We start from the raw sequence: 21,527 nt of genomic DNA, 5'->3' as shown, positions 1-21,527 counted from the left end.
GCTGGCGCATCAGGCCGTCGCGGCCAGCGCCGTGGCCAGCTTGCGCAGGTCGCGGGTCGGGTCGAGCAGCGCGTCGGCGTCGCCCAGCGGCGCGGCGGCGGCCACCAGCTGGCGCGCAGGGCGCATCTCGCGGCCGTTGTCGACGGTGATCGCGCCGACGATGCGGCCGTCGCGCACGCCGAACTGGGTGCGTCGGCCGGCCGCGTCGCCCCGGGTCAGCCAGCGGTCCACCTCGACCTCGCCGGCGACCTGGATGTTGTGGCCGTACTGGTCGGTCCAGTACCAGGGCAGGTCGGGCGCGAAGCTGCTGCCGTCAAGCATGGCCCGGGCCACGTGCTCGCCCTGGTGCTGGGCATTGCTCCAGGTCTCCTGACGCTGGTGGCGGCCGGTGCGGGGGTCGCGCTGGCGGGCCACGTCACCGGCGGCATAGATGCCACTGACCGAGGTCATGCCCTGCGCATCGGTCAGGATGCCGTCGTCCACGGCCAGGCCGGCCTGGCGGGCCAGACCGTCGTTGAGCGTGACCCCGATGCCGTACACCACCAGATCGCCCTCGAAGCGGCGCCCATCGGCCGCCTCCAGCACGATCGCGCCGGCCTCGTCGCGCCCGGCCCAGGTCAGCTCGGCGCCAAAAGCAACCTGCACCCCGTGGGCCAGGTGCAGGTCCAGCAGCGCCTGGGACAGGTGCAGCGGCGCGGCCCGGTTCATCAGCCGGGTGCCGCGCTCGATCACGCAGACCTCGGCGCCCAGCCCGCGGGCACTGGCCGCCACTTCCAGCCCGATCACCCCGCCGCCGACCACCAGCAGGCGCACACCGGCCCGCAGGCGGGCCCGCAGGGCCTCGGCATCGTCCAGCGTGCGCACGGCGAACACGCCCTCGCCCAGGCCGTCGAGCAGCGGATAGGGCCGCGCCTGGGCCCCGGTGGCCAGCAGCAGCTTGTCAAAGCCGATGCACTCGCCATCGGCCAGCGTGACCGTCCGGGCCAGCGCGTCGAGCGCGGTGACAGCCACGCCGAAGCGGCACTCGATGCGCTGCTGCGCATAGTCGGCCGCGCTGAACAGCGTCGTCTTGGCGCTGGCCGGCGAGACCAGCACTTCCTTGGACAGCGGCGGGCGCTCGTAGGGCAGATGCCGCTCGGCGCCGATCAGCACCAGGCGCCCGTCAAAGCCCAGTCGGCGCAGCGTCGTGGCCGCCACCGCGCCGGCCTGGCCACCGCCCACCACCACGAAGCACGCGCCCCCCGATGCGGGAGAGTTTTCCATGACCATCGTCCGTCCTCCTCAGGCCGCCACCGGTTCGGCGCTCAGCATCGCCATGCCGACGATCCACTCGTCGATGGCGCGGTAGTAGTGCGACTGGGCGCGGTACTCGCCGCAGGCCCGCAGCGCCGAGAACGCGGCGATCCAGGCGCGGATCTCCTGCCCGCCGCGCCCGCCTTCGGCGAGGATCTCCTCGTCGGTCAGGGTCAGAAAGCGCTCCAGCCGGGCGTCCAGGAAGGTGTCGATCAGGCCGCGGTCCCACGCGGCGTTCAGCCGCAGGGCGCTGTCCTCCCCGGCGGCCAGCCGGCGCCCGGTTTCGATGACCTTGCTCTGGCGGCGCGCGCGCGCGTCCTCGCTGGGGTTGCGCCCGGCGATCAGGAATTCCTCCACCTCCGGCGGCACCTGGCCGAACTGGGGCGTGGGCGGGTCATGGGACAGGCCGCCGGAGCCGATGATCAGCACCCGCTCCGGCCGCTGGGCCAGGAAGCGGCCCACCGCCTCGCCCAGCTTCAGCACGCGCCGGCACGGCGGCAGCGGGCGCGCCGCGCTGTTGATGAAGATGGGAATCACCGGGCAGGGCCGCTGCCCCTGGGTCAGCAGGCTGAGCGGCTGGGTGAAGCCGTGGTCGGCCTGCATCCGGTAGGAATAGGCCACGTCCACATCCTCGGCCTGCACCGCGCGCACCAGCGCCAGCGCGGTGGCTTCCGGGATGTCCAGCGCCGCGGTGCCAAAGCCCCAGTCCCCGGCAGACTGGCCGCGCAGGCCCACGCAGAACGGCGGCATCAGGTCGTAGAAGAAGCCGTTGAAGTGGTCGGGCGCGAACATCACGATCAGCTCGGGGTCGTAGGCCCGCACCTGTTCGGCCAGGCTGGCGAAATGGCCGCGCACCTCGCGCTCGATCTCCCCCGCCAAGGGCACGAAGTCCATCATCGGCGTGTGAGAGGCGCAGATCAGCTTGACTGGCATGAAGAGTCTCCTGGTGTGGGCGCCTTCGGAGGCGCCTCGTTTGTCATGGCTGGCGTGGGATCCCCCGGTCGGCGGCGCGTGGGGACGGCCGCGAGCCGGCCGCGGCTAGAGCGACAGCCCGCCCGCCACGTGGCGGATGCCGCGGATGCCCAGCCCGCAGTCGGCATTGATCGCCACGCCGCTCAGGGTCTGGTTGTTGGCCCGCGAGGCCAGCAGCACGAAGGGCCCGGTGAAGTCGGCCGGATCGGGAAAGACCTGCAGCGGCAGGATGGCGCGGATGGCCTCGGGGCTGCGCGAATCCATGATCGCCCGGTCCTGCTGGCCCAGCGCCGCCGGGCCGCGCAGGTCGCTGGCCATGCCGCTGGGCCCGACCGCGTTCACCCGCACCTTGGGCGCCAGCTCGTAGGCCAGCTCGCGCATCAGCCCCAGCACCGCATGCTTGGACGCCGTGTACAGCGGCCCGCCACCGCCCGGGTAGAAGGCGGAGTTGGAGAGCGTGTAGATGATCGAACCGCGTGAGGCCAGCAGCGCCGGGGCCGCGGCCTTGGCCCCCAGCAGGCAGCCCTTGACGTTGATCGCAAACAGCTCGTCGAAGCCCTTGGCCAGGCCTTCCATCGAGGTGTCCACCAGGCTCGCGCCGTGGTCCCAGATCGCCGCATTGCCGATGAAGCAGTCGAGCTGGCCGAAGGCCTCCACCGTGGCGGCGACCGCCTGGGCGTTGGCCGCCGGGTCGGCAACGTCGCCCTCGACCACCGTCACCGCGGCGCCAAAGTCGGCCCGCAGCGCCGCCGCCTTCTCGGCGGAACGCTCCAGCACCCCGACCCGCGCGCCCTCGGCGATGAAGCGCGCCACCAGGGCCCGCCCCAGGCCGGAGCCGCCGCCGGTGATGAGGCAGCTCTCCCCCGCGAGCCAGCTCATGCCGCACCGCCTTCCGGCACGTCGACAAAGATCTCGCCGCCCTCGACGCTGACCGGGAAGGTCTGCAGCGGCTCGGTCGCCGGCTGGCACAGCGCGGCGCCGGTCTTCAGGCAAAAGCGCGCGGTGTGGATCGGGCACTCGACGGTGCAGTCGTCCTCCAGATAGCCCTCGGAGATCGAGGCGGTGGCGTGGGTGCACAGGTCGGCCACGGCGTAGAAGGCATCGTCCACATGGAACAGCGCGACGGCGGGCGTGGTGTCCACCCGGCGGCCTTCGCCGGCGGGCAGCTCGGAAACAGAACAAACGTGGATGCGGGCCATGGTCAGAACAGGATGCTGAGGTTGGGGGCTTGCAGCACGAACTCGTCCAGCGCCAGCTCGCGGCTGGCAACTTCCCAGCCGGGGCCGGTGTCGGTGCGGCGCAGCACGTCGCGGCGGGTCCCGACAAAGGTGTAGATGTCGTGGGCCTTCGAGGCGCGGTGGATCAGGTAGTTGCAGCTGGTCTCGACGCTGCGGCCATCGTCCGAGAGCACGCGCAGGTTGGAGACGAAGTGACGGGTCCGCGAGGGCGGCTCCTCGGCCCAGGCCATGCCGGTCTCCAGGCGCGCCACCCGGCGCTCCAGCTGGAACTTGTCCTCGTTGAAGATGTAGGTCAGCGGCGGGGCCACGCCGCGGCGCCGGTCCCGGGTCTGGGCCTGGGTGTTGGTCGTCAGCACGTAATGGATGTCGTCGGCCATCAGCGCCAGCCATTCGCGAAAGCGCCATTCGTCCAGCAGGGCCGCTTCCAGGTAGAGGAACTGCTCCACCGCGTAGTGCACCGCCTGCGGGACCAACACCGCCGGCTGCACGGTGGGGCGCAGGGCTTCGATCAGGGTCGCCGGTTCACTCATGGACAAGCTCCTTCTCGTAGCTGGCGTTCAGGGCCTGGATCTCGTCCCAGTTTTCGGCGGACATCATGTTGGCCCAGTGCTGGTAGAAGCCGCGCGCCGCGGTTTCGGCAAAGGTGTAGTTGGTGACGCCGGGAATGCCATCGGCGCGGCGCGCCTCGTGGCCCAGGCCCATCTCCATGCAGAACTCGGTCTGACGGGCCTTGTGGCCCTGCAGCACCTTCTGCACCTCGACCCAGTTCTCCGAATCGTCCTGTTCCAGGAAGCCGGCCGGGCCAAAAGCCCGGGCGTGGCTCTTGATCAGCGCATCCTTGACTTCGGCCGGTGCCTCTCGGTCGCAGAGGCAGAACGCCCACACCTCGATCTTGTTCGGCCCCCGCGGGTGCCAGACGCGCAAGGTCTGAGTCCCATTGAGCCAGGAGAGCGTCGGGAAGAGCGTGTTGTGGCCGGCCAGGCGCAGCGCGCGGACCTTGCCCAGGCGGGCTTCGGCCTCCGGATAGGTGTCGCGGAAGTAGGCCGAGACGGCCCCGTCCACCCAGACGTTGGCGTCCGGCTTCTCGGTGAAGAAGAAGGCGCTGCCGTGGCCCTGGCCGCCGAACTGCACGCCGCCCAGCGCATCGGCCCACACCGGCCGCGCGGTCTGCCCTTCGCCCAGCGGCTTGCCGTCGCTCTTGTTGGCGGGGCTGGCCTGCAGCACCTGCACCGCCGAGGCGTGGGTGTAGGGCGCGTGGTACTGGTCGCTGCAGAACTGCTCCGCGGCGAACTTCCAGTTGCAGTCGATGACCCACTTGTGGATGCCGCCCAGCACCTCGGTGCCGCCGGCGCGGCGGTCCAGGAAGCCGTCGAGGTACCAGGCCATGTCGCCCATGTACGCCTCGAGCGAGGGCGCGCTCTCATCCCAGTTGCCGAACACCAGGCCCTTGTAGGTGGCCAGGCGTGGCACACGGGTCAGGCCCCAGCGCGACTTGTCGAGCTGATTGCGGTAGGCCTGCTCTTCCAGCGGCACCGAGGTCAGGCCGCCGTCCAGGCCATAGGCCCAGCCGTGGTAGGGGCAGGTGAAGGCCTTGGTGTTGCCGCCATCGGCGTGGCACAGGCGCATGCCGCGGTGGCGGCACTGGTTGAGGTAGGCCTGGAGACTGCCGTCCTTCTGGCGCACCACCACCACCGGGTCCTCGCCCATGGAGGTGGTGAAGAAGTCCCCGGCCTTGGGCAGCATGCTCTCGTGGGCCAGGAACAGCCAGCTGCGCGCGAACACACGTTCAAGCTCGAGCTGGTAGATCTCCGGGTCTGCGTAGATCTGCGGTTTCACACGCCCATGGCGGGCGTCGACCATGCTGCGGACCTGAAGCCGATCGTCCATCTGCGTCTCCTCTTATGGTGTTTTGAGCACGACACCCCTGTGCCGTGGCGCCAAGATTAGAAGAGCGCTTGATGTTTGTGAAATACTTATGAACTCGCTTTTAAGACGTCTGACGTCTTACCGATGGAACTGAGGCACCTCCATTACTTCATCGCCGTCGCCGAGGAACTGAACTTCACCCGCGCCGCCGCCCGCCTGCACACAGCCCAGCCTTCGCTGAGCCAGCAGATCCGGGACCTGGAGGCCGAGGTCGGCACCCCGCTGTTCGAGCGCAGCAAGCGGCATGTGGCCCTGACCCCGGCGGGCGCCGTGTTCCTGAACGAGACCCGGTTGGTGCTGGCGCAGGCCACGCGCGCGGTCGAGCTGGCGCGCCAGGCCGCCCACCGCCAGGGCAGCACGCTGCGGGTGGGCTTTGTGCCGGCGGCCGAGGTCCGCATCTTTCCGCGCGTGCTGCCGATGCTGCGCGCCCAGTTCCCCGAGGTGGAGCTGAGCTTTCACAGCCTCACCACCGCGGAACAGACCGAGGCGCTGCTTGCCAAGCGCATCGACGTGGGCTTTCTGCGCCCCCCGCTGGACCATCCCCAGCTGGCCAGCACGGTCGTGATGAACGAAGGCTTGGTGCTGGTGCTGCCAGCCGACCATCCCCTGGCCGCGCGGCCGGACATCCCTCCACAGGCTCTGCAGGGCGTGCCCTTCCTGCGCATCAACCCCGATCAGGCCGGCCACGCGCTGGACGACGCGATCCAGGCCTGGCTCCGGCAACGTCAACTGGCGCTGCCGGTGTTCCAGGAGGTGCACAACGTGCTGACCCTGCTCAGCCTGATCAGCATGGGTGGCGGCGTGACGCTGCTGCCCGAGTACGCCGAGCAACTGACCTTCCGCAACGTGGTGACGCGCAGACTCAGCGTGCCCTCACAAGCCGTTCCGCTGCTGCTGGCCTGGCGCAAGGACACCGCGCAGCCGATGGCCGACGCCTTCGTCCAACTGGTCCAGGAGAGCCTGGGCTGGCCCGATCCCGCAGCCTGAGCGGGGGTTCAGGCCCCCACCCCGGCCTGCGCGGCCTGCTGGTCGGCGTGGTAGCTCGAGCGCACCAGCGCACCGACGGCCGCGTGGGTGAAGCCCATCTTGTAGGCCTCGGTCTCGAACATCTTGAAGGTGTCCGGGTGCACGTAGCGGCGCACCGGCAGGTGGTGGCCCGAGGGGGCCAGGTACTGGCCGATGGTCAGCATGTCGATGCCGTGGGCGCGCATGTCGCGCATGACCTCGAGGATCTCCTCGTCGGTCTCGCCCAGGCCCACCATCAGGCCGCTCTTGGTCGGCACGCCCGGCACCTCTTGCTTGAAGCGCTGCAGCAGGGTCAGGCTGAACTGGTAGTCGGCACCGGGGCGCGCTTCCTTGTAGAGGCGCGGCACCGTCTCCAGGTTGTGGTTCATCACATCCGGCGGGTTGCCCTTCAGGATGTCCAGCGCCTTGTCCAGGCGGCCGCGGAAGTCCGGCACCAGCACCTCGATCCGGGTCTGCGGCGACTGTTCGCGCACCTGGCGGATGCACTCGACGTAGTGGCCGGCGCCGCCGTCGCGCAGGTCGTCGCGGTCCACGCTGGTGATGACCACGTACTTGAGCTTCATCGCCGCGATGGTCTGGGCCAGATGGGCCGGTTCCTCGGTGTCCAGCGGATCGGGCCGGCCATGGCCCACGTCGCAGAAGGGGCAGCGGCGGGTGCACTTGTCACCCATGATCATGAAGGTGGCCGTGCCGTGGCCGAAGCACTCGCCGATGTTGGGGCAGGAGGCTTCCTCGCAGACGGTGTGCAGCTTGTGCTCACGCAGGATCTGCTTGATCTCGTAGAAGCGGGTCGTGGGGCTGCCGGCCTTCACGCGGATCCAGTCGGGCTTCTTCAGCGTCTCGGCCGGCACGATCTTGATCGGGATGCGGGCGGTCTTGGCCTCGGCCTTCTGCTTGGCCGAAGCATCGTAGGCGGCGCCGGTCTTGTGTTCGTGCGTGGTGTTCTCGGTGGCCATGTCGTCAGTGCCTTGCCGCCGGGGCGGCGTTGCGTGAGATGCGGGAAGAAGCGAAAAAACCGGGGCGGCTCAGGCCGCCGCAGGTGGGCTCAGGTGGGCGGCCAGGCGCTCGATCAGCACGGCCGCCACGGCCTCGGGCGTGACGTGGACGCCCAGTGTAGCGAGGTCCACCGTGGCCAGACCGGCATAACCGCAGGGGTTGATCTGGTGGAACGGCGCCAGGTCCATCGCCACGTTGAGCGAGACCCCGTGGTAGGTGCAGTGGTTGCTGATCTTGATGCCCAGCGCAGAGATCTTGGCCAGACCGGCAAACGGGTCCTGCCGGGGCCCGGCCGGCAGGCCGGCGTGCAAGGGATCCGCCAGGTTCACATAGATGCCCGGCGCGCCCTCGACCCGGAAGCCGATCACGCCGAAGCGCTCCAGCGTCTGGATCACCGCGGCCTCCAGGCGGAAGACGTATTCCTTGACGTAGATGCCCAGCCGGCGCAGGTCCACCAGCGGGTAGACCACCACCTGGCCCGGGCCGTGGTAGGTGACCTGCCCGCCCCGGTTGCTCTGCACCACCGGAATGTCGCCGGCGGCCAGCACATGCTCGGGCTTGCCGGCGATGCCCTGGGTGAAGACCGGCGGATGCTCGACCCACCAGAACTCGTCAGGGGTGTCCGGGCCGCGCGCGGCCGTGAAGGCCTGCATCGCGGCAAAGGTCTCGGCGTAGGGCACGCGGCCCCAGGTGCGCACACGCGGCCCCGGGGACACCTCGGGGGCGGCGGGCACGATGCTGCTGTTCATGACCTCGATTGTCCCCGACCCGCCAAGGGCTTGCCGGAGCGGGTTTATCGTCGGAACCCCGCCCCCCCCCCGCCTGGAGCCCGACCGCCATGCCCATTGCCATTGGTTTGCGTTGCTGGACCGCCCTGGCGCTGGCCGGGGCCATGGCGGCGGCCCAGGCCGCGCCCGCACTGCCCGAGGCGCTGGCGGCCTATGCCCAGGGCCGCTGGCCCCAGGCCGAAGCCGCGTTCCAGACCCTGGCCGCGCAGGGCGAGCCGGTGGCCCAGCATGATCTGGCGGCCATGCACCTGCGTGGCGAGGCCCGCGCCCCCAGCGTGGCGACGGCGCTGCACTGGCTGCTGCAGGCCGCCGAAGCCGGCTTTGTCACCTCGCAACTGGCCCTGGGCGAACTCTACGAGAGCGGCCGACTGGGCTGGAAGGACCTGCCGCAGGCCGTGGCCTGGTACCGCCGCGCGGCCGAGGCCGGCAGCCCGCAGGCCGCGCTGGAGATGGGCACCGCCTGCTTCCTGGGGCGTGGCACGGCACAGGACCTGCCCCAGGCCGCGCACTGGTACCGCCAGGCCGCGCTGGCCGGCGACGTGGGGGCGATGTACATCCTGGCCTCGATGTACGAGAAGGGCGAAGGCCTGTCGGCCGACCGCCGGCTGGCCCGCTACTGGTACGCGGCCGCCGCGCAGGCCGGCGACGAGGCCGCGCCCTTCAAGCTGCGGGAACTGGCCGACGACGAGGCGACGCCCTGAGGCCCGCCGGGCTCAGAGCACGACCTTGACCAGCGGGTGCGAGGTCAGGGTGCGGTAGAGCTCATCGAGCTGGTCGCGGCTGGTGGCGGTGACGGTGATCGTCAGGCCCAGGTAGTTGCCGCCCTTGCTGGGGCGCCGCTCGACGCAGCCCGGGTCGAAACCCGGATCGAACTGCATCGCCACCTCGACGATGGCGGTCTCGAAACCCTCGACATGCGCGCCCATCACCTTGATGGGAAAGGCGCTCGGGTATTCGATCAGCGATTCTTCGGGGGGGATGGGTCGGTTCATCATGGCGCCTGAAGTGGGGACGGTGGACGGAAATTGCAAGACCCCGCCCACCGGAAAGGGTCAGGCCGCCTGCTCGGCCTTGGCCCGCTGGTAGGCCTCGTACAGGTGGCCATAGACGGGCCCGGGCTTGCCGCGCAAGGCGCCATGCCCCACGAGCTCGCCGTCCAGCCGGGTCACGGCCAGCACCTCGCGGGCGGTGGAGCTGAGCAGCACCTCGTCGGCGACCCGCAGCTCGGCCTCGCTGATCGGCCGCAGGTTGTAGCCGATGCCGGTCTCCTCGCACAGCGCCTGCAGCAGCCCGACGCGGATGCCAGGCAGCAGGTGCTCGCTCATCGGCGGCCCCAGCAGGGCGCCGTCCTGCACGATCCAGACGTTGCTGCTGGCCCCTTCGGTCAGCCACGGCCCGCCGGGCTCGCCCTCGCGCAGCAGCAGGGTCTCGGCGGCGCCTGCGTCGGCGGACAGCTGGCGGGCCATCACATTGCCCAGCTGGGAGATGCTCTTGATGTCGCCGTGCGACCAGCGCAGGTCCGGCGCGGTGACGCAGGCCACGCCCTGATGCCGCTGCTCGGCCGGCACCGGCCGCATCGGCGTGCTCATCAGGAACACCGTCGGCGTCAGGCCGGGCGTCATCGCATGCTCGCGCAGCGCCACGCCGCGGGTGACCTGCAGGTAGATCAGCTGGTCCTCGAAGGGCTGGGCCGCCACCAGGCGGCGCACGCGGGCCTCCCAGCCGGCGGCATCCAGCGGCGACGGGATGCGCACCCGCGCCTGGTTGCGGGCCAGCCGGGCCAGGTGGTCGCTCAGACGAAACAGGCGCCGGTCGTAGACCGGCAGCACCTCGTAGACGCCATCGCCCAACAAAAAGCCCCGGTCCAGCACCGACACGCGGGCCTGGGACAGGGGCAGCAGTTCACCGTTGAGATCGCAGACGAAGTCCGGCAGCGGTGCGTTCATGGGGCCCTCCTGACCGAGGGCCCGAGATTACTTGATCCAGAGCCGGATGGCATCCCAGGCGCGGCCGAAGATGCCGGCCAGCGGCACGTCCTCGGCCACCACCAGCGGCACGGTGGCAACGGTGGCGCCGGCCGCGTCGGTCACCTTCAGCGTGCCCACGCGCTGGCCCTTGGTCAGCGGGGCCACCAGCGGGTCGGTGCGCTCGACGCTGGTCTTGAGCTTGTCGCCCTCGCCCTTGGGCACCGAGACATAGACCGCCCCATTCGGGCCGACCAGCTGGACCTCGTGCTTCGCGCCCTTCCAGACCTTCACGGTGGCGACCGGCTTGCTGCTGTCGAACAGGCGCACCGCGTCGAACTGGGTGAAGCCCCAGTTCAACAGCTTCTGGCTCTCGTTGGCCCGGCCGTCCTTGGAATCCGCCCCCAGAACCACCGACAGCAGGCGGCGCTTGCCGTTGGGCAGGTCGCGCTGGGCCGAGGCCACCAGGCAGTAGCCCGCGCCATCGGTGTAACCGGTCTTCATGCCGTCCACCGCCGGATCGCGGCGCAGCAGCAGGTTGCGGTTGTCCTGCCGGATCTTGTTGAAGGTGTACTCCTTGATGGCGTAGTACGGGTAGCGATCCGGGAAGTCGCGGATGATGTGCTGGGCGATCACCGAGAGGTCACGCGCGCTGGAGTAGTGCCCCGCCTCGGTCAGACCGGTGACGTTCTTGAAGGCCGTGTTCTTCAGCCCCCAGGCCTGGGCCTGGCGGTTCATCAGGCCGACAAAGCCCTCCACGCTGCCGGCAGCGCCTTCGGCCAGGGCGACGGAGGCGTCGTTGCCCGACACCACGATCATGCCCTTGAGCAGCTCATCGACGGAGGGCTGCATCGTGGTGTCGATGAACATCAGCGAGCCGCCGCCCTTGCGTTCGGCCCAGGCCCGTTGCGACACCGGCAGATGCTGGTCCAGCGACAGCTTCTTGTCGCGCAGCGCCTGGAACACCTCGTAGGCGGTCATCAGCTTGGTCAGCGAGGCCGGCTCGAAGCGGGTGTCGGCATTGCGCTCGGCCAGGACCTGGTTGGTCGTCATGTCGACCAGCAGGTAGCCACGGGCGGCGATTTCAGGCGCGGCCGGCAGTTGCGCGGCGGCGGGCAGCACGGTGCCCAGCGCCAGCGTGGCGCCCAGCAGGGAAAAGCGGAAAGAGGTCATGGGGTTCCGGTCACAAGAGGAAGAAATGCGCCCTGCCGTTCGCCGGGCGGCGCCTCAGCGGCGCCAGGCTCCGACCACCAGGGACTTGAGGACAGACAGCTGTCCGTGGAAAAAGTGCCCTACGCCGGGCACGACCACCACCGGCAGGGCCTGCGGGCGGGCCCAGTCCAGCGTGGCCTGCAAGGGCACAACGTCGTCGGACTCGCCATGGATGACGAGGGTGTCGGCCGGCACGGTCGGCACCGGAAAGCGCGAGGTCGCGGTGCCCACCAGCACCAGGCGCTCGGCGGCCTGCGCCGCCGGCAAACGGGCCGCGGCGGCAGCGGCCACGTAGGCGCCAAAGGAGAAGCCGGCCAGGGCCAGCGGCAGCGCCGGGTCCCGCTCGGCGGCGATCACCGCCAGCGCATCGTCCACCTCGCCCCGGCCCTCGTCGTACTGGCCGGCGGAGGCGCCCACGCCGCGGAAGTTGAAGCGCACCACCCGGTAGCCCAGCTGCAGAAAGGCGCGGGCCAGGGTCTGCACCACCTTGTTGTCCATCGTGCCGCCGTGCAGCGGATGCGGGTGGCAGATGACCGCCACACCGCGCGCCGCGGTTTCCGGCGGCACGTCCACCACCACCTCCAACGCGCCGGCCGGGCCGGCCAGCGACAGCAGACGGGACTGCGGATTGAGGCCCGCCATCGTTCAGCGGCCGACCGACGGCGGCAGCATCAGGCGCTCGACCGGCTGGCCGTCCCGCAGGTGCGACTGCACGATCTCGTCGATGTCCGCCTCGTCCACGAAGGTGTACCAGACGGCTTCGGGATAGACCACCGCCACCGGGCCACCGGCGCAGCGGTCCAGGCAGCCGGCCTTGTTGACCCGCACCCCGCCCGGCCCGGCCAGCCCCGCCGCCTTGACCTGCTGCTTGCAGCGGTCGAAGCCAGCCTGGGCGCCATGCTGGGCACAGCAGTCCTCGCCGTTGGGGCGCTGGTTGAGGCAGAAGAAGATGTGGCGCTGGTAGTAGCTGCTCATGCCGCCATTGTAGGCAGCGGCGGCATGCGCTCGGATGAACTCAGGCGCATGGTCATCCAGCCCAGCGTCAGCAACGGCCACAGCCAGCCCACCCACTTGGCCAGGCCATGGAAGCGGATGAAGCGGCCCTGCTCCCAGCCCTGCAGGCTGAGCGCGAAATAGGGATCGGCCGGCGCCTGCACGACGATGACGATCTGCAGCGCCAGCACCACCAGGCCCAGCGCGGCCGCCAGCCGCTGGGGCATGGGCAGGGCCAGCAGCGCCAGCAGACCGCCCAGTTCCAGCGCCGGCGTGACGCCCGGGGTGATCCAGGCCAGCGCATGGGCCGGCCCGAAGTTCAATGCCGCCGACAGCGTGGTGGCCCCCAGGCCCAGCAGCGCCACACCCAGGCCCAGCACCACCCGGCGCCAGCCCGGCCGGGTCACCGAATAGGCCAGCAGACAGGGGGCCAGCAGGCCCAGCGCGGTGCCCAGCGCCTCGACCGGCTCGGGCAGGCGGTCCTCCGGCACGGGGATGTCGCTGACCCACTCCAGCAGGCCCTGGGCCCAGGAGACGTCCAGCAGCCAGTCCACCAGCTGATCCTGCATGCGCGACCAGCTCGGGCCCAGGCCCAGCGGCAGCGCGGCCGGGAACAGCAGCCCCACCGGCCAGAGCAGCAGCAGCAGCAAGGCACCCCGGCTGCGGCGCCAGAACCAGCGGTCGCGCGTGGCCTGCCAGCGGTCGATCAGCGACAGGGCCTGCAGCAAGGCGCCCAGCGTGGCACCGGCCACCGCGCCCACCGTGTTGAGGATCCAGTCCAGCGCGGACGGAAAGCGCCCAGGCAGGAACTGCTGGGTCACCTCCATCGCATAGGACAGCCCCGAGGCCAGCCCGCAGGCCAGCAGCCAGGCCCCGACCGGGAGGAAGCGGCGGCTGCGCACCCCGGCCAGGTAGAACAGCATGCCCAGCGGCGCATAGCCCAGCCCGTTGGCCACCATGTCGAAGCGGTCCCGCCAGGGCGGCAGCGGCAGATGCAGGATCTCCAGCCAGCCCAGGTGGCTGGGCCAGGTCCAACCCTCGAACGGGTACAGGCTGGCATAGACGATCAGCCCGGCGAACAGCAGGGCCAGCGGGATCGTCGTGCTCAGATGGCCAAGGCCACGCGGCGGCAAGGTGTCCCGTGCCGCCTCGGAAGCAGACATGCGCCGGCCCTCAGAACGGCTTGACCACCACCAGCAGCACGATGGCGGTGAACAGCAACACCGAGAGCTCGTTGAACCAGCGGAACCAGCGATGGGGCCGCCGGTTGGCGAAATGCTCGAACTGACGCAGGAACTTGCGGCACTGCACGTGGTAGGCGATCACCCCCAGCACCAGCAGCAGCTTGGCATGGATCCAGCCCTGGCCCTTGCCGATGCCAAAGCCCAGCCACAGCCACAGGCCCAGCAGCACCGCCGGCACGGCCAGCAGCGTGGCGAAACGGTAGAGTTTGTGCCCCATCAGCAGCAGGCGTTCGCGCTCGGCATGGCTGTCCTGCGACACCATGGCCAGATTGACCAAGATGCGGGGCAGGTAGAACAGACCGGCAAACCAGCTCGCCACGAAGACGATGTGGAAGGCCTTGACCCACAGGTAGAGGTTGCTCATGCCGGGGATTATGGTCCGGGCCTCGCCGGCGTCGCAAAATGGGGGCCGGAAAGAAAAGAGCCCCGGCCAAAACTGACCGGGGCTGGAAAGCCTTGACGCTGTCATCACGTGAAGGCACCTGCTCAGGGAGGAAAAGCAGGGAACGCAACCCGGAGGCTGCGCTCAGAACAGATCGTAACACCCTCCCTGGCCGATGCCATCGGGTTTTTGTCAGCAAAATCTCACACTTGCGCGCCCTGGATGCGGCCTTCCGAGAGAGGCCTGCGGCGCGCCGAAGGATCACCGTGACTCTCCCCCTGTTCCCCGCCCACCGTCCCCGTCGCCTGCGCCGGGATGCCTTCAGCCGCGCCATGGTGCGCGAGCATCGCCTGAGCCCGGCCGACTTCATCCTGCCGGTGTTCGTGCACGACCTGCCGGGCCGTGCGCCGGTGGCCTCGATGCCCGGCGTGGAGCGCCTGTCGATCGACGAACTGCTGAAGGTGGGCGAGCAGGCCCTGGAGCTGGGCGTGCCGGCGCTGGACATCTTCCCGGTCATCAACCCCGCGGCCAAGAGCCTGGATGCGGCCGAGGCCTGGAACCCCGAGGGCCTGGCCCAGCGCGCCGTGCGCGCCCTCAAGGAACGCATGCCCGAGCTGGGCGTGATGACCGACGTGGCGCTGGACCCGTACACCGTGCATGGCCAGGACGGCATCATCGACCCGCGGGGCTATGTGCAGAACGACATCACCGTCGAAGCGCTGGTCAAGCAGTCGCTGTCGCATGCCGCCGCCGGCGTGGACATCGTCTCGCCCTCGGACATGATGGACGGCCGGGTCGGCGCGATCCGCCACGCGCTGGAGGCCGGCGGCTACATCCACACCCGCATCATGGCCTACTCGGCCAAGTACGCCTCGGCCTTCTACGGCCCCTTCCGCGATGCGCTGGGCAGCTCCAGCAACCTCGGCAAGTCCGACAAGTACACCTACCAGATGGACCCGGCCAATGGCGACGAGGCCCTGCGCGAGGTGGCGCTGGACATCGCCGAAGGCGCCGACATGGTGATGGTCAAGCCCGGCCTGCCCTACCTGGACGTGCTCTGGCGCGTGAAGCAGGAATTCCACGTGCCGACCTTCGCCTACCAGGTCAGCGGCGAGTACGCGATGATCAAGGCCGCCGCCCAGAACGGCTGGCTGGACCACGACAAGGTGATGATGGAGTCGCTGATCGCCTTCAAGCGGGCCGGCGCCGATGGCGTGCTGACCTACTTCGCGCTGGACGCCGCGCGCCTGCTGCGCGAGCAGCGCTGACCGCCCGCCGATGCGGATCTTCCACATCACGGCCGAGCACTCGGCCGTGCTGTCCGAGCCCCCGCCGGTCCTGCCCGCGGCGGGCTACCTGTGGCTGAGCTTCAGCCGCCGCACCTTCACCGACGCGATCCCGATGCTGCAGCGCCAGCTGCAGCACTGGACCGGCGCCGGCCTGGTGGACCTGCACCTGAGCGACCTGCTCAACCCGCAGCTGCCCTCGCACTATGAGGACACCTCCTGGTACGACCTGCTGGTGTTCCGCCGGCTGGCCGCCGCCAACGGCACGCATGGCAGCCCGGTCGCGGCCGGCCCCGACGAGACCGTCGCCCCGGGGCCGCTGACGGCCCTGCCCGCCAGTGCGATCGATACCAACCCGGTCGGCTTCGCGGTGTTCGACCGGGTGCTGGTCACGGTGCACCCGGAGGACTGCCTGGTGCGCGAGTATTTCGCGCAGCGGCTCTCACAGCAATCGCGCGAGACGGACCTGCGCGGCAGCGGCCGCCTGCCCACCAGCCCGGCCGAGCAGATGCTGCGCATGGTCAACCACATGGTGGACAGCTACCTGGACCTGCGCCGCCTGCTGACCCGGCATTTCGCCGCACTGCAGGTCGAGTTGCTGCGCCCGCGCAGCCGCTTTGCCGACTGGAAGATCATCCTGCAGTCGCGTGAGGCGCTGCACCGGCTGGAAGACACCTGCGAGGACCAGCGCAGCGCCATCCAGGAATGGATTGACGCACTGGGCGAGTGGCCGGAGGCCGAGGGGGCGGGAGCCCAGCGTGAACGCGAGCTGCTGCGGGTGCGCTCCCGGGACGTGCTGGAACACATCGAACGGGTGCTGACCCATGTGCGGCGGCTGGACCAGACCCTGGAGGCCGCGCTGCAGATGCACTTCTCCGCCGTCGGTCAGCGCACCAACGACATCATGCGCACGCTCACGGTGCTGACCGCCATCTTCCTGCCGTTGAACCTGATCACCGGCATCTTCGGCATGAACTTCGAGGGGCTGCCGCTGATCCACAAGCAGGATGGCTTCTGGATCGCGGTGGGCGTGATGGCCGCCATCGGCCTGGGGCTGGGCGGGCTGTTCTGGCGCAAGCGCTACCTGGGCACCCGGCACGCGCCCGACTGAAGAGCCGCGCCGGTGGGGCCGCGTCAGGCGCCGCGGCGCTGGCGGTACGGGTCCTTGAAGCCAAGGCCCAGCAGGATCTCGGTCTCGCGGGCCTCCATGGCTTCGGCATCTGCCTCGCTGGTCTCGTGGTCCCAGCCCTGGGCGTGCAGGGTGCCGTGCACCAGCAGGTGGGCGTAGTGGGCGGCCACCGGGATGCGCAGCTCGCGCGCCTCTTTCGCCACCACCGGCGCGCACAGCACCAGGTCGGCCATCACCACCGGCTCCTGCGCGTAGTCGAAGGTCAGCACATTGGTGGCGTAGTCCTTGCCGCGGTATTCACGGTTGAGGGCCTGGCCCTCCTCGGCATCGACGATGCGCACCGTCATCTCGGCCGGCGCCGCCAGCGCGTGGCGGATGCAGCGGATGACGGTGTGGCGCGGCAGCTGGTCGCGGTGACGCGCATCGGCGAACTGCAGGGACAGGCTCAGCGTGGGCAGGGCAGCGGGCATGGGCGGTTCAGGTCGAAAAGAAAGAGATCAGCGGCGCTCGGCCTTGCTCAGCTGTTCGCGCTGGGCCTGCTGGGCGTCGTAGGCCTCGACGATGCGGGCCACCAGCGGGTGGCGCACCACGTCGGCCGCGGTGAAGCGGGTCATCGCGATGCCCTTGACGTTCTTCAGCACCTGGGCCGCATCCACCAGGCCACTGGGCATGCCGCGCGGCAGGTCGATCTGGCTGATGTCGCCGGTGATCACCGCCTTGGCGCCGAAGCCGATGCGGGTGAGGAACATCTTCATCTGCTCGGGCGTGGTGTTCTGTGCCTCGTCCAGGATGACGAAGGCGTGGTTGAGCGTGCGCCCGCGCATGAAGGCCAGCGGGGCGATCTCCAGCGTGCCGCGCTCGAAGGCCTTGGTCACGCGGTCAAAGCCCATCAGGTCGTAGAGCGCGTCGTAGAGCGGGCGCAGGTAGGGGTCCACCTTCTGCGTCAGGTCGCCCGGCAGGAAGCCCAGGCGCTCGCCGGCCTCCACCGCCGGGCGGGTCAGGATGATGCGCTGCACCGTGCTGCGCTCCAGCGCGTCCACCGCGCAGGCCACCGCCAGAAAGGTCTTGCCGGTGCCGGCCGGGCCGATGCCGAAGCTGATGTCGTGGGCCAGGATGTGCTGCAGGTACTGGATCTGGTTGGGCGTGCGGCCGGTCAGGTCGGCGCGCCGGGTGTGCAGCACGATGTCGCCACCGTCGGCCGAGGGCGCATGGGCCGGCAGGTCACCGCGGCGCACATCGTCCAGCGCCAACTGGAAGGTCTCGGCGCTGATGGGCTTCTTGGCCCGCTCGTAGAGCGACTCCAGCAGGCCCAGGGTCTTCTCGGCATCGCGCTTGGCGCCCTCGATGCGGAAGGCGCCCTGGCGGCGGGTGATCGTCACCGGCAGCACCGCCTCCACCAGGCGCAGGTGCTCGTCCAGCGGGCCGCACAGGTGCGACAGGCGGGTGTTGTCCAAGGGGGAAAAAGTGTGTCGCAGCAGCATGGGCGCAATCGGGGGTCGGGCTGGGATTGTCCGGCAAACGATAATCCCGCGCCATGATCGGACGCCTCACAGGCATCGTGGCGGAAAAGGCCCCGCCCCAGGTGCTCATCGACGTCGGCGGCGTGGGCTACGAGGTCGACGTCCCGATGAGCACGTTTTTCAACCTGCCCGGGCTGGGCGAGAAGGTCACGCTGCTGACCCACTTCGTCGTGCGCGAAGACGCCCAGTTGCTCTACGGTTTTCTCAGCGCCGAAGAACGCCAGACCTTCCGCGAACTGGTGAAGATCAGCGGCATCGGCCCGCGCACCGCGCTGGCGGTGCTCTCGGGCATGTCGGTGGGCGATCTGTCGGGCGCCGTCGCGCGCCAGGAAGGCGCCCGGCTGCAGAAGGTGCCCGGCATCGGCAAGAAGACGGCCGAACGCCTGCTGCTGGAATTGAAGGGCAAGCTGGGACCGGACCTGGGACTGCCGGCCGGCGCCAGCGTGGCCAGCGACGCCCAGGCCGACATCGTCCAGGCCCTGGTGGCCCTGGGCTACAGCGAGAAGGACGCCGGCCTGGCGCTCAAGAAGCTGCCGGCCGACGTCGGGGTGTCCGAGGGCATCAAGCTGGCCTTGAAGGCCCTGGGCTGAGGCCCCCTTGGCTCAGTGCTGCATGCCCTGCATGTGGTCATGGGGCGCCGCGGCCGGCGCGCCCAGGGCCCGCACCGGGGCCTTGACCTCGACCGTCTCGGTCTTGCCGTCCTTGCTCTTGACGGTCAGGGTCAGCGGCACGGTGTCCCCGGCCTTGAGCGGCTGCTTCAGGTCCATCAGCATCACGTGGTAGCCGCCCGGCTTGAGCTCGACGGCCTGGCCGGCCGGCAGCGCCAGCGCGTCGACCGCGCCCATCTTCATCACGCCGCCGTCCATCTTCATCTCGTGCACCTGCACCACGCCGGCCACCGGCGAGCTGGCACCCACCAGGCTGCCGCCCTGGACGGAGGTGATGCGCATGAAGGCGCCGGTGCTCTTCTGCGTGGCCACGGTGCCGCGCACCCAGGGCTCGGTGACGGTGGTCTGGGCCAAGGCCAGGCTGACGCCGGCCAGGTTCAGCGCGACCAGCGCGGTCGCCTTCAGCCAGCGGGAGGAACGGAAAGAGGTCATGGGAAGGTCCTTCTGAGGTTGGCAGGGGAAAGAGAACAACGGGCTCAAGCCGCCCAGGCAGCGGTCGGTAGACCGCCCGAGGCCCGCTGGCGCAGGGTCTCGCGGTCGGTGCGGGTCATGCCGGTCGGCCAGGTCACCTCGCGCAGGCGGGCCGGGCTGAAACAGGCGGTCTGGCGCTGGCGGCCATCGAGCAGCCGGGTGCGGCGCAGGCTGCTGAGGATGCGCGACACCGTCTCGGGCGCGGTGTCGATGATGGCGGCCATGTCCTTGAGGGTGGGCAGGTCCCAGGCGCTGACGTCATCCGCCGATGCGGCGGCTTCGGGCGCCAGCAGCAGCAGCAACTGCTTGAAGCGGTCCTGGGCCGAGCCGCTGCGCAGCAGCACCAGATCCTCGCCCCGGCGCTGTTGCTGCAGCAGCCCTTCGGCCATCCAGTGCAGGCGCTCGGCCACGCTGCCGGCCGGCAGGCGCTGGACCCGGCTGGGCACGATGGCCCGCACGCGGTAGGCCGCGGCCTCGCCGGCCAGGCCTTCGAGGCCGACCAGATCGCCTGGCAGCACCAGCTGCATGAACAGGCCGCCCGCCGGATCGACCGGGTCCAGGCGGTCCAGCCGCAAGGCGCCGCTCTTCAGGCGCCAGAGCGGGCCGGGGGCGCCCGGCGCGGCCAGCACGTCGCCAGCCGCCAGTTCGGAGATGGAAAAACAGGCCTCGGAAGCGTCGTCGGCCTTCCAGGCACAGGACAGGGTGTGAGGCATATCGCCCTCGCTCGTCGAAGAGAACACGGGGTGCGCGGCCCGCCATCGGCAGGCGACCGCGCAGCGGCCACCGGGCCTGCGCCCGGCATGGTTCAGGCGAGGAGCGGTGGGGCCCGCGGCTGGGCCGAGGCCCAGCTGAACAGCGGCCGGGACGACTGGCCGAACAGCGGCGGCGGGCCGGCGCGCAGGCCGGACGGCACGGCCAGGGTGGCCAGCGTCGGCGGCAGCAGCGGACTGGCGCCCAGCCCGCACAGCGGGCAATGCTGGAAGTGATCCCCCGTCACCGGCAGGTGGCTGCCCCCGGCATCGGCGGCACCCGCCGCCGGGGTGTCGGCCGAGCAGACGTCGGTCCAGGCGCCCCCGGTGGTGGCCAGGGCGACCGCGTGCGAGATCGTCGGCGCGAACACCAAGCCGAAGATCGCGAACAACGCGACCCAGGACAGGCGACGGCAACGGTGACGCAACAGACTCAGCATCGTGGCTTGATTCTAGTCAGCCGCCCGGCCGCGGCACATTGCGCTTGGTCAGCCGGAACGCGCCAGGGATAATGACTGTATGTCCATCCAGACCGACGACTTCGGCAGCCCCCCGCCCCGTGTGGCCCGGGTGGTCACCGCCGACCCCGCCACGCCCCAGGAAGAAGCCCTGGAGCGGGCCCTGCGCCCGAAGGCCCTGGAGGAGTACGTCGGCCAGACCAAGGCCCGCGAACAGCTGGAAATCTTCATCGGCGCGGCCAAGAAGCGCAGCGAGGCGCTGGACCATGTGCTGCTGTTCGGCCCGCCGGGCCTGGGCAAGACCACGCTCTCGCACATCATCGCCGGCGAGCTGGGCGTGAACCTGCGCCAGACCAGCGGCCCGGTGCTGGAGAAGCCCAAGGACCTGGCCGCCATCCTGACCAACCTCGAGAAGAACGACGTGCTCTTCATCGACGAGATCCACCGGCTCTCGCCGGTGGTCGAGGAAATCCTCTACCCGGCGCTGGAGGACTACCAGATCGACATCATGATCGGCGAAGGGCCGGCCGCCCGCTCGATCAAGCTGGACCTGCAGCCCTTCACGCTGGTGGGCGCCACCACCCGCGCGGGCATGCTGACCAACCCGCTGCGCGACCGCTTCGGCATCGTCGCGCGGCTGGAGTTCTACACCGCCGAGGAGCTGGCCCGCATCGTCACCCGCTCTGCCGGCCTGCTGAACGCGCCGATCGACCCCGACGGCGCGGTGGAGATCGCTCGCCGCAGCCGCGGCACGCCCCGCATCGCCAACCGGCTGCTGCGCCGGGTGCGCGACTACGCCGACGTGAAGGGCAATGGCCGCATCACCCGCGCGATGGCCGACAGCGCGCTGAAGATGCTGGACGTGGACCCGGTGGGCTTCGACCTGATGGACCGCAAGCTGCTGGAGGCGGTGGTGCAGCGCTTCGACGGCGGCCCGGTGGGCCTGGACAACGTGGCCGCCGCGATCGGCGAGGAGCCCGACACCATCGAGGACGTGATCGAGCCCTACCTGATCCAGCAGGGCTTTCTGCAGCGCACGCCGCGCGGGCGCGTGGCCACGCTGCTGGCCTGGCGCCACCTGGGCCTGACGCCCCCGGGACGGGACGGCGAGCTGTTCGAAGGCTGAGCCGGCCGCAGCCAGGCCTGCGGGCGGCGATCCCGTTGCTGCGTTGCGCTTCACAACCGAGGGTTTTTGCCGATAACCCGGCTTGG

At 70.2% G+C, this 21,527-nt stretch carries 26 protein-coding genes; 6 read left to right on the top strand and 20 right to left on the bottom strand.

All coding sequences use genetic code 11. The features are described from left to right. Positions 1–9: 9 nt before the first annotated feature. From hcaD to hcaE, 6 genes are all read right to left on the bottom strand, one after another. On the bottom strand, positions 10–1,263 hold the full coding sequence (hcaD, locus tag KGA65_RS02210) for a 3-phenylpropionate/cinnamic acid dioxygenase ferredoxin--NAD(+) reductase subunit (RefSeq protein ID WP_225861503.1): 1,254 nt from the start codon (positions 1,261–1,263) through the stop codon (positions 10–12). A gap of 18 nt (positions 1,264–1,281) precedes the next feature. After that, positions 1,282–2,226, bottom strand: coding sequence for a 3-carboxyethylcatechol 2,3-dioxygenase (locus KGA65_RS02205; RefSeq protein ID WP_225861502.1), 945 nt, complete (start codon positions 2,224–2,226; stop codon positions 1,282–1,284). A gap of 105 nt (positions 2,227–2,331) precedes the next feature. Further along, on the bottom strand, positions 2,332–3,144 hold the full coding sequence (gene hcaB, locus KGA65_RS02200; RefSeq protein ID WP_225861501.1) for a 3-phenylpropionate-dihydrodiol/cinnamic acid-dihydrodiol dehydrogenase: 813 nt from the start codon (positions 3,142–3,144) through the stop codon (positions 2,332–2,334). Then, a complete protein-coding gene (gene hcaC, locus KGA65_RS02195) occupies positions 3,141–3,464 on the bottom strand; it encodes a 3-phenylpropionate/cinnamic acid dioxygenase ferredoxin subunit (RefSeq protein WP_225861500.1) in 324 nt (107 codons plus the stop codon). The genes hcaB and hcaC overlap by 4 nt, the downstream gene beginning before the upstream one ends. A 2-nt stretch (positions 3,465–3,466) precedes the next feature. After that, positions 3,467–4,033 (bottom strand): 3-phenylpropionate/cinnamic acid dioxygenase subunit beta, encoded by a 567-nt coding sequence (gene hcaF / locus KGA65_RS02190; RefSeq protein ID WP_225861499.1) that lies wholly within the window; start codon positions 4,031–4,033, stop codon positions 3,467–3,469. Next, positions 4,026–5,390 (bottom strand): 3-phenylpropionate/cinnamic acid dioxygenase subunit alpha, encoded by a 1,365-nt coding sequence (hcaE, locus tag KGA65_RS02185; protein WP_225861498.1) that lies wholly within the window; start codon positions 5,388–5,390, stop codon positions 4,026–4,028. Before hcaE ends, hcaF begins: the two co-directional genes overlap by 8 nt. A gap of 123 nt (positions 5,391–5,513) precedes the next feature. On the opposite strand from hcaE, the gene KGA65_RS02180 reads away from it, so the two are divergent. Further along, entirely contained in the window at positions 5,514–6,416 is a 903-nt protein-coding gene (locus tag KGA65_RS02180) for a LysR substrate-binding domain-containing protein (RefSeq protein WP_225861497.1), read from the top strand. 8 nt (positions 6,417–6,424) lie between these two features. Here KGA65_RS02180 and lipA read toward each other — a convergent pair whose 3' ends face one another. Both lipA and lipB read right to left on the bottom strand, forming a co-directional pair. Next, positions 6,425–7,411 carry a lipoyl synthase gene (gene lipA / locus KGA65_RS02175; protein WP_225861496.1) on the bottom strand — a complete coding sequence of 329 codons (987 nt, stop codon included), beginning with the start codon at positions 7,409–7,411 and terminating at the stop codon, positions 6,425–6,427. A 69-nt stretch (positions 7,412–7,480) separates the two neighbouring features. Then, the gene (gene lipB, locus KGA65_RS02170; RefSeq protein WP_225861495.1) at positions 7,481–8,200 is read right to left on the bottom strand and encodes a lipoyl(octanoyl) transferase LipB; all 720 of its coding nucleotides are present in this window, start codon (positions 8,198–8,200) and stop codon (positions 7,481–7,483) included. An 89-nt stretch (positions 8,201–8,289) separates the two neighbouring features. Here lipB and KGA65_RS02165 point away from each other — a divergent pair, with 89 nt between their 5' ends. Beyond that, positions 8,290–8,940: a tetratricopeptide repeat protein gene (locus KGA65_RS02165; RefSeq protein WP_225861494.1), complete on the top strand. Its 651-nt coding sequence runs from the start codon at positions 8,290–8,292 to the stop codon at positions 8,938–8,940. A 12-nt stretch (positions 8,941–8,952) separates the two neighbouring features. Here KGA65_RS02165 and KGA65_RS02160 read toward each other — a convergent pair whose 3' ends face one another. From KGA65_RS02160 to KGA65_RS02130, 7 genes are read right to left on the bottom strand one after another with little or no spacing between them, the layout of a single operon-like run. Then, positions 8,953–9,231, bottom strand: coding sequence for a DUF493 family protein (locus tag KGA65_RS02160; protein ID WP_375142597.1), 279 nt, complete (start codon positions 9,229–9,231; stop codon positions 8,953–8,955). A gap of 60 nt (positions 9,232–9,291) precedes the next feature. Further along, complete coding sequence (locus KGA65_RS02155; RefSeq protein ID WP_225861492.1) at positions 9,292–10,185, bottom strand: aminotransferase class IV; 894 nt, start codon at positions 10,183–10,185, stop codon at positions 9,292–9,294. A gap of 27 nt (positions 10,186–10,212) precedes the next feature. Beyond that, positions 10,213–11,376: a D-alanyl-D-alanine carboxypeptidase family protein gene (locus KGA65_RS02150; RefSeq protein WP_225861491.1), complete on the bottom strand. Its 1,164-nt coding sequence runs from the start codon at positions 11,374–11,376 to the stop codon at positions 10,213–10,215. Positions 11,377–11,430: 54 nt separating this feature from the next. Then, positions 11,431–12,057: an alpha/beta hydrolase gene (locus KGA65_RS02145; RefSeq protein ID WP_225861490.1), complete on the bottom strand. Its 627-nt coding sequence runs from the start codon at positions 12,055–12,057 to the stop codon at positions 11,431–11,433. A 3-nt stretch (positions 12,058–12,060) separates the two neighbouring features. Continuing rightward, positions 12,061–12,390 carry a (2Fe-2S) ferredoxin domain-containing protein gene (locus KGA65_RS02140; RefSeq protein WP_225861489.1) on the bottom strand — a complete coding sequence of 110 codons (330 nt, stop codon included), beginning with the start codon at positions 12,388–12,390 and terminating at the stop codon, positions 12,061–12,063. Then, a complete protein-coding gene (locus tag KGA65_RS02135) occupies positions 12,387–13,571 on the bottom strand; it encodes a VanZ family protein (RefSeq protein WP_225861488.1) in 1,185 nt (394 codons plus the stop codon). Before KGA65_RS02135 ends, KGA65_RS02140 begins: the two co-directional genes overlap by 4 nt. Before the next feature lie 10 nt (positions 13,572–13,581). Continuing rightward, positions 13,582–14,016, bottom strand: coding sequence for a CopD family protein (locus KGA65_RS02130; protein WP_225861487.1), 435 nt, complete (start codon positions 14,014–14,016; stop codon positions 13,582–13,584). A 350-nt stretch (positions 14,017–14,366) separates the two neighbouring features. Here KGA65_RS02130 and hemB point away from each other — a divergent pair, with 350 nt between their 5' ends. Together hemB and KGA65_RS02120 are read left to right on the top strand one after the other, a co-directional pair. Next, a complete protein-coding gene (gene hemB, locus KGA65_RS02125) occupies positions 14,367–15,302 on the top strand; it encodes a porphobilinogen synthase (RefSeq protein WP_375142600.1) in 936 nt (311 codons plus the stop codon). 10 nt (positions 15,303–15,312) lie between these two features. Continuing rightward, a complete protein-coding gene (locus KGA65_RS02120; protein ID WP_225861486.1) occupies positions 15,313–16,431 on the top strand; it encodes a magnesium transporter CorA family protein in 1,119 nt (372 codons plus the stop codon). 23 nt (positions 16,432–16,454) lie between these two features. On the opposite strand, the gene ybeY is transcribed toward KGA65_RS02120, so the two are convergent. Next, the gene (gene ybeY / locus KGA65_RS02115) at positions 16,455–16,919 is read right to left on the bottom strand and encodes an rRNA maturation RNase YbeY (protein ID WP_225861485.1); all 465 of its coding nucleotides are present in this window, start codon (positions 16,917–16,919) and stop codon (positions 16,455–16,457) included. A gap of 27 nt (positions 16,920–16,946) precedes the next feature. Then, positions 16,947–17,930, bottom strand: coding sequence for a PhoH family protein (locus KGA65_RS02110; protein WP_225861484.1), 984 nt, complete (start codon positions 17,928–17,930; stop codon positions 16,947–16,949). 53 nt (positions 17,931–17,983) lie between these two features. Between KGA65_RS02110 and ruvA the strand changes: the two genes are divergently transcribed. Beyond that, positions 17,984–18,559, top strand: coding sequence for a Holliday junction branch migration protein RuvA (ruvA, locus tag KGA65_RS02105; protein WP_225861483.1), 576 nt, complete (start codon positions 17,984–17,986; stop codon positions 18,557–18,559). A 12-nt stretch (positions 18,560–18,571) separates the two neighbouring features. Here the strand turns inward: ruvA and KGA65_RS02100 are convergent, their stop codons facing one another. The 3 genes from KGA65_RS02100 to KGA65_RS02090 all read right to left on the bottom strand — a co-directional run bounded on the left by KGA65_RS02100 (position 18,572) and on the right by KGA65_RS02090 (position 20,297). Further along, positions 18,572–19,069, bottom strand: a complete 498-nt coding sequence (locus KGA65_RS02100) for a copper chaperone PCu(A)C (RefSeq protein ID WP_225861482.1) — start codon at positions 19,067–19,069, stop codon at positions 18,572–18,574. A 44-nt stretch (positions 19,070–19,113) separates the two neighbouring features. After that, positions 19,114–19,821, bottom strand: coding sequence for a Crp/Fnr family transcriptional regulator (locus KGA65_RS02095; RefSeq protein WP_225861481.1), 708 nt, complete (start codon positions 19,819–19,821; stop codon positions 19,114–19,116). 92 nt (positions 19,822–19,913) lie between these two features. After that, on the bottom strand, positions 19,914–20,297 hold the full coding sequence (locus KGA65_RS02090) for a DUF2946 domain-containing protein (RefSeq protein WP_225861480.1): 384 nt from the start codon (positions 20,295–20,297) through the stop codon (positions 19,914–19,916). A 79-nt stretch (positions 20,298–20,376) separates the two neighbouring features. On the opposite strand from KGA65_RS02090, the gene ruvB reads away from it, so the two are divergent. After that, positions 20,377–21,441 (top strand): Holliday junction branch migration DNA helicase RuvB, encoded by a 1,065-nt coding sequence (gene ruvB / locus KGA65_RS02085; RefSeq protein ID WP_225861479.1) that lies wholly within the window; start codon positions 20,377–20,379, stop codon positions 21,439–21,441. The last annotated feature ends 86 nt before the right edge of the window (positions 21,442–21,527 follow it).

This window comes from Ideonella benzenivorans, assembly GCF_020387415.1.
Classification (GTDB): domain Bacteria; phylum Pseudomonadota; class Gammaproteobacteria; order Burkholderiales; family Burkholderiaceae_C; genus Ideonella; species Ideonella benzenivorans.
This window is presented reverse-complemented; position numbering and strand designations above follow the sequence as displayed.

What these genes read in the sequence shown, in the direction of transcription:
- hcaD (WP_225861503.1), bottom strand. Translation starts at nt 1,263, where the DNA reads ATGGAAAACTCTCCCGCATCGGGGGGCGCGTGCTTCGTGGTGGTGGGC.
- KGA65_RS02205 (WP_225861502.1), bottom strand. Translation starts at nt 2,226, where the DNA reads ATGCCAGTCAAGCTGATCTGCGCCTCTCACACGCCGATGATGGACTTC.
- hcaB (WP_225861501.1), bottom strand. Translation starts at nt 3,144, where the DNA reads ATGAGCTGGCTCGCGGGGGAGAGCTGCCTCATCACCGGCGGCGGCTCC.
- hcaC (WP_225861500.1), bottom strand. Translation starts at nt 3,464, where the DNA reads ATGGCCCGCATCCACGTTTGTTCTGTTTCCGAGCTGCCCGCCGGCGAA.
- hcaF (WP_225861499.1), bottom strand. Translation starts at nt 4,033, where the DNA reads ATGAGTGAACCGGCGACCCTGATCGAAGCCCTGCGCCCCACCGTGCAG.
- hcaE (WP_225861498.1), bottom strand. Translation starts at nt 5,390, where the DNA reads ATGGACGATCGGCTTCAGGTCCGCAGCATGGTCGACGCCCGCCATGGG.
- KGA65_RS02180 (WP_225861497.1), top strand. Translation starts at nt 5,514, where the DNA reads ATGGAACTGAGGCACCTCCATTACTTCATCGCCGTCGCCGAGGAACTG.
- lipA (WP_225861496.1), bottom strand. Translation starts at nt 7,411, where the DNA reads ATGGCCACCGAGAACACCACGCACGAACACAAGACCGGCGCCGCCTAC.
- lipB (WP_225861495.1), bottom strand. Translation starts at nt 8,200, where the DNA reads ATGAACAGCAGCATCGTGCCCGCCGCCCCCGAGGTGTCCCCGGGGCCG.
- KGA65_RS02165 (WP_225861494.1), top strand. Translation starts at nt 8,290, where the DNA reads ATGCCCATTGCCATTGGTTTGCGTTGCTGGACCGCCCTGGCGCTGGCC.
- KGA65_RS02160 (WP_375142597.1), bottom strand. Translation starts at nt 9,231, where the DNA reads ATGAACCGACCCATCCCCCCCGAAGAATCGCTGATCGAATACCCGAGC.
- KGA65_RS02155 (WP_225861492.1), bottom strand. Translation starts at nt 10,185, where the DNA reads ATGAACGCACCGCTGCCGGACTTCGTCTGCGATCTCAACGGTGAACTG.
- KGA65_RS02150 (WP_225861491.1), bottom strand. Translation starts at nt 11,376, where the DNA reads ATGACCTCTTTCCGCTTTTCCCTGCTGGGCGCCACGCTGGCGCTGGGC.
- KGA65_RS02145 (WP_225861490.1), bottom strand. Translation starts at nt 12,057, where the DNA reads ATGGCGGGCCTCAATCCGCAGTCCCGTCTGCTGTCGCTGGCCGGCCCG.
- KGA65_RS02140 (WP_225861489.1), bottom strand. Translation starts at nt 12,390, where the DNA reads ATGAGCAGCTACTACCAGCGCCACATCTTCTTCTGCCTCAACCAGCGC.
- KGA65_RS02135 (WP_225861488.1), bottom strand. Translation starts at nt 13,571, where the DNA reads ATGTCTGCTTCCGAGGCGGCACGGGACACCTTGCCGCCGCGTGGCCTT.
- KGA65_RS02130 (WP_225861487.1), bottom strand. Translation starts at nt 14,016, where the DNA reads ATGAGCAACCTCTACCTGTGGGTCAAGGCCTTCCACATCGTCTTCGTG.
- hemB (WP_375142600.1), top strand. Translation starts at nt 14,367, where the DNA reads ATGGTGCGCGAGCATCGCCTGAGCCCGGCCGACTTCATCCTGCCGGTG.
- KGA65_RS02120 (WP_225861486.1), top strand. Translation starts at nt 15,313, where the DNA reads ATGCGGATCTTCCACATCACGGCCGAGCACTCGGCCGTGCTGTCCGAG.
- ybeY (WP_225861485.1), bottom strand. Translation starts at nt 16,919, where the DNA reads ATGCCCGCTGCCCTGCCCACGCTGAGCCTGTCCCTGCAGTTCGCCGAT.
- KGA65_RS02110 (WP_225861484.1), bottom strand. Translation starts at nt 17,930, where the DNA reads ATGCTGCTGCGACACACTTTTTCCCCCTTGGACAACACCCGCCTGTCG.
- ruvA (WP_225861483.1), top strand. Translation starts at nt 17,984, where the DNA reads ATGATCGGACGCCTCACAGGCATCGTGGCGGAAAAGGCCCCGCCCCAG.
- KGA65_RS02100 (WP_225861482.1), bottom strand. Translation starts at nt 19,069, where the DNA reads ATGACCTCTTTCCGTTCCTCCCGCTGGCTGAAGGCGACCGCGCTGGTC.
- KGA65_RS02095 (WP_225861481.1), bottom strand. Translation starts at nt 19,821, where the DNA reads ATGCCTCACACCCTGTCCTGTGCCTGGAAGGCCGACGACGCTTCCGAG.
- KGA65_RS02090 (WP_225861480.1), bottom strand. Translation starts at nt 20,297, where the DNA reads ATGCTGAGTCTGTTGCGTCACCGTTGCCGTCGCCTGTCCTGGGTCGCG.
- ruvB (WP_225861479.1), top strand. Translation starts at nt 20,377, where the DNA reads ATGTCCATCCAGACCGACGACTTCGGCAGCCCCCCGCCCCGTGTGGCC.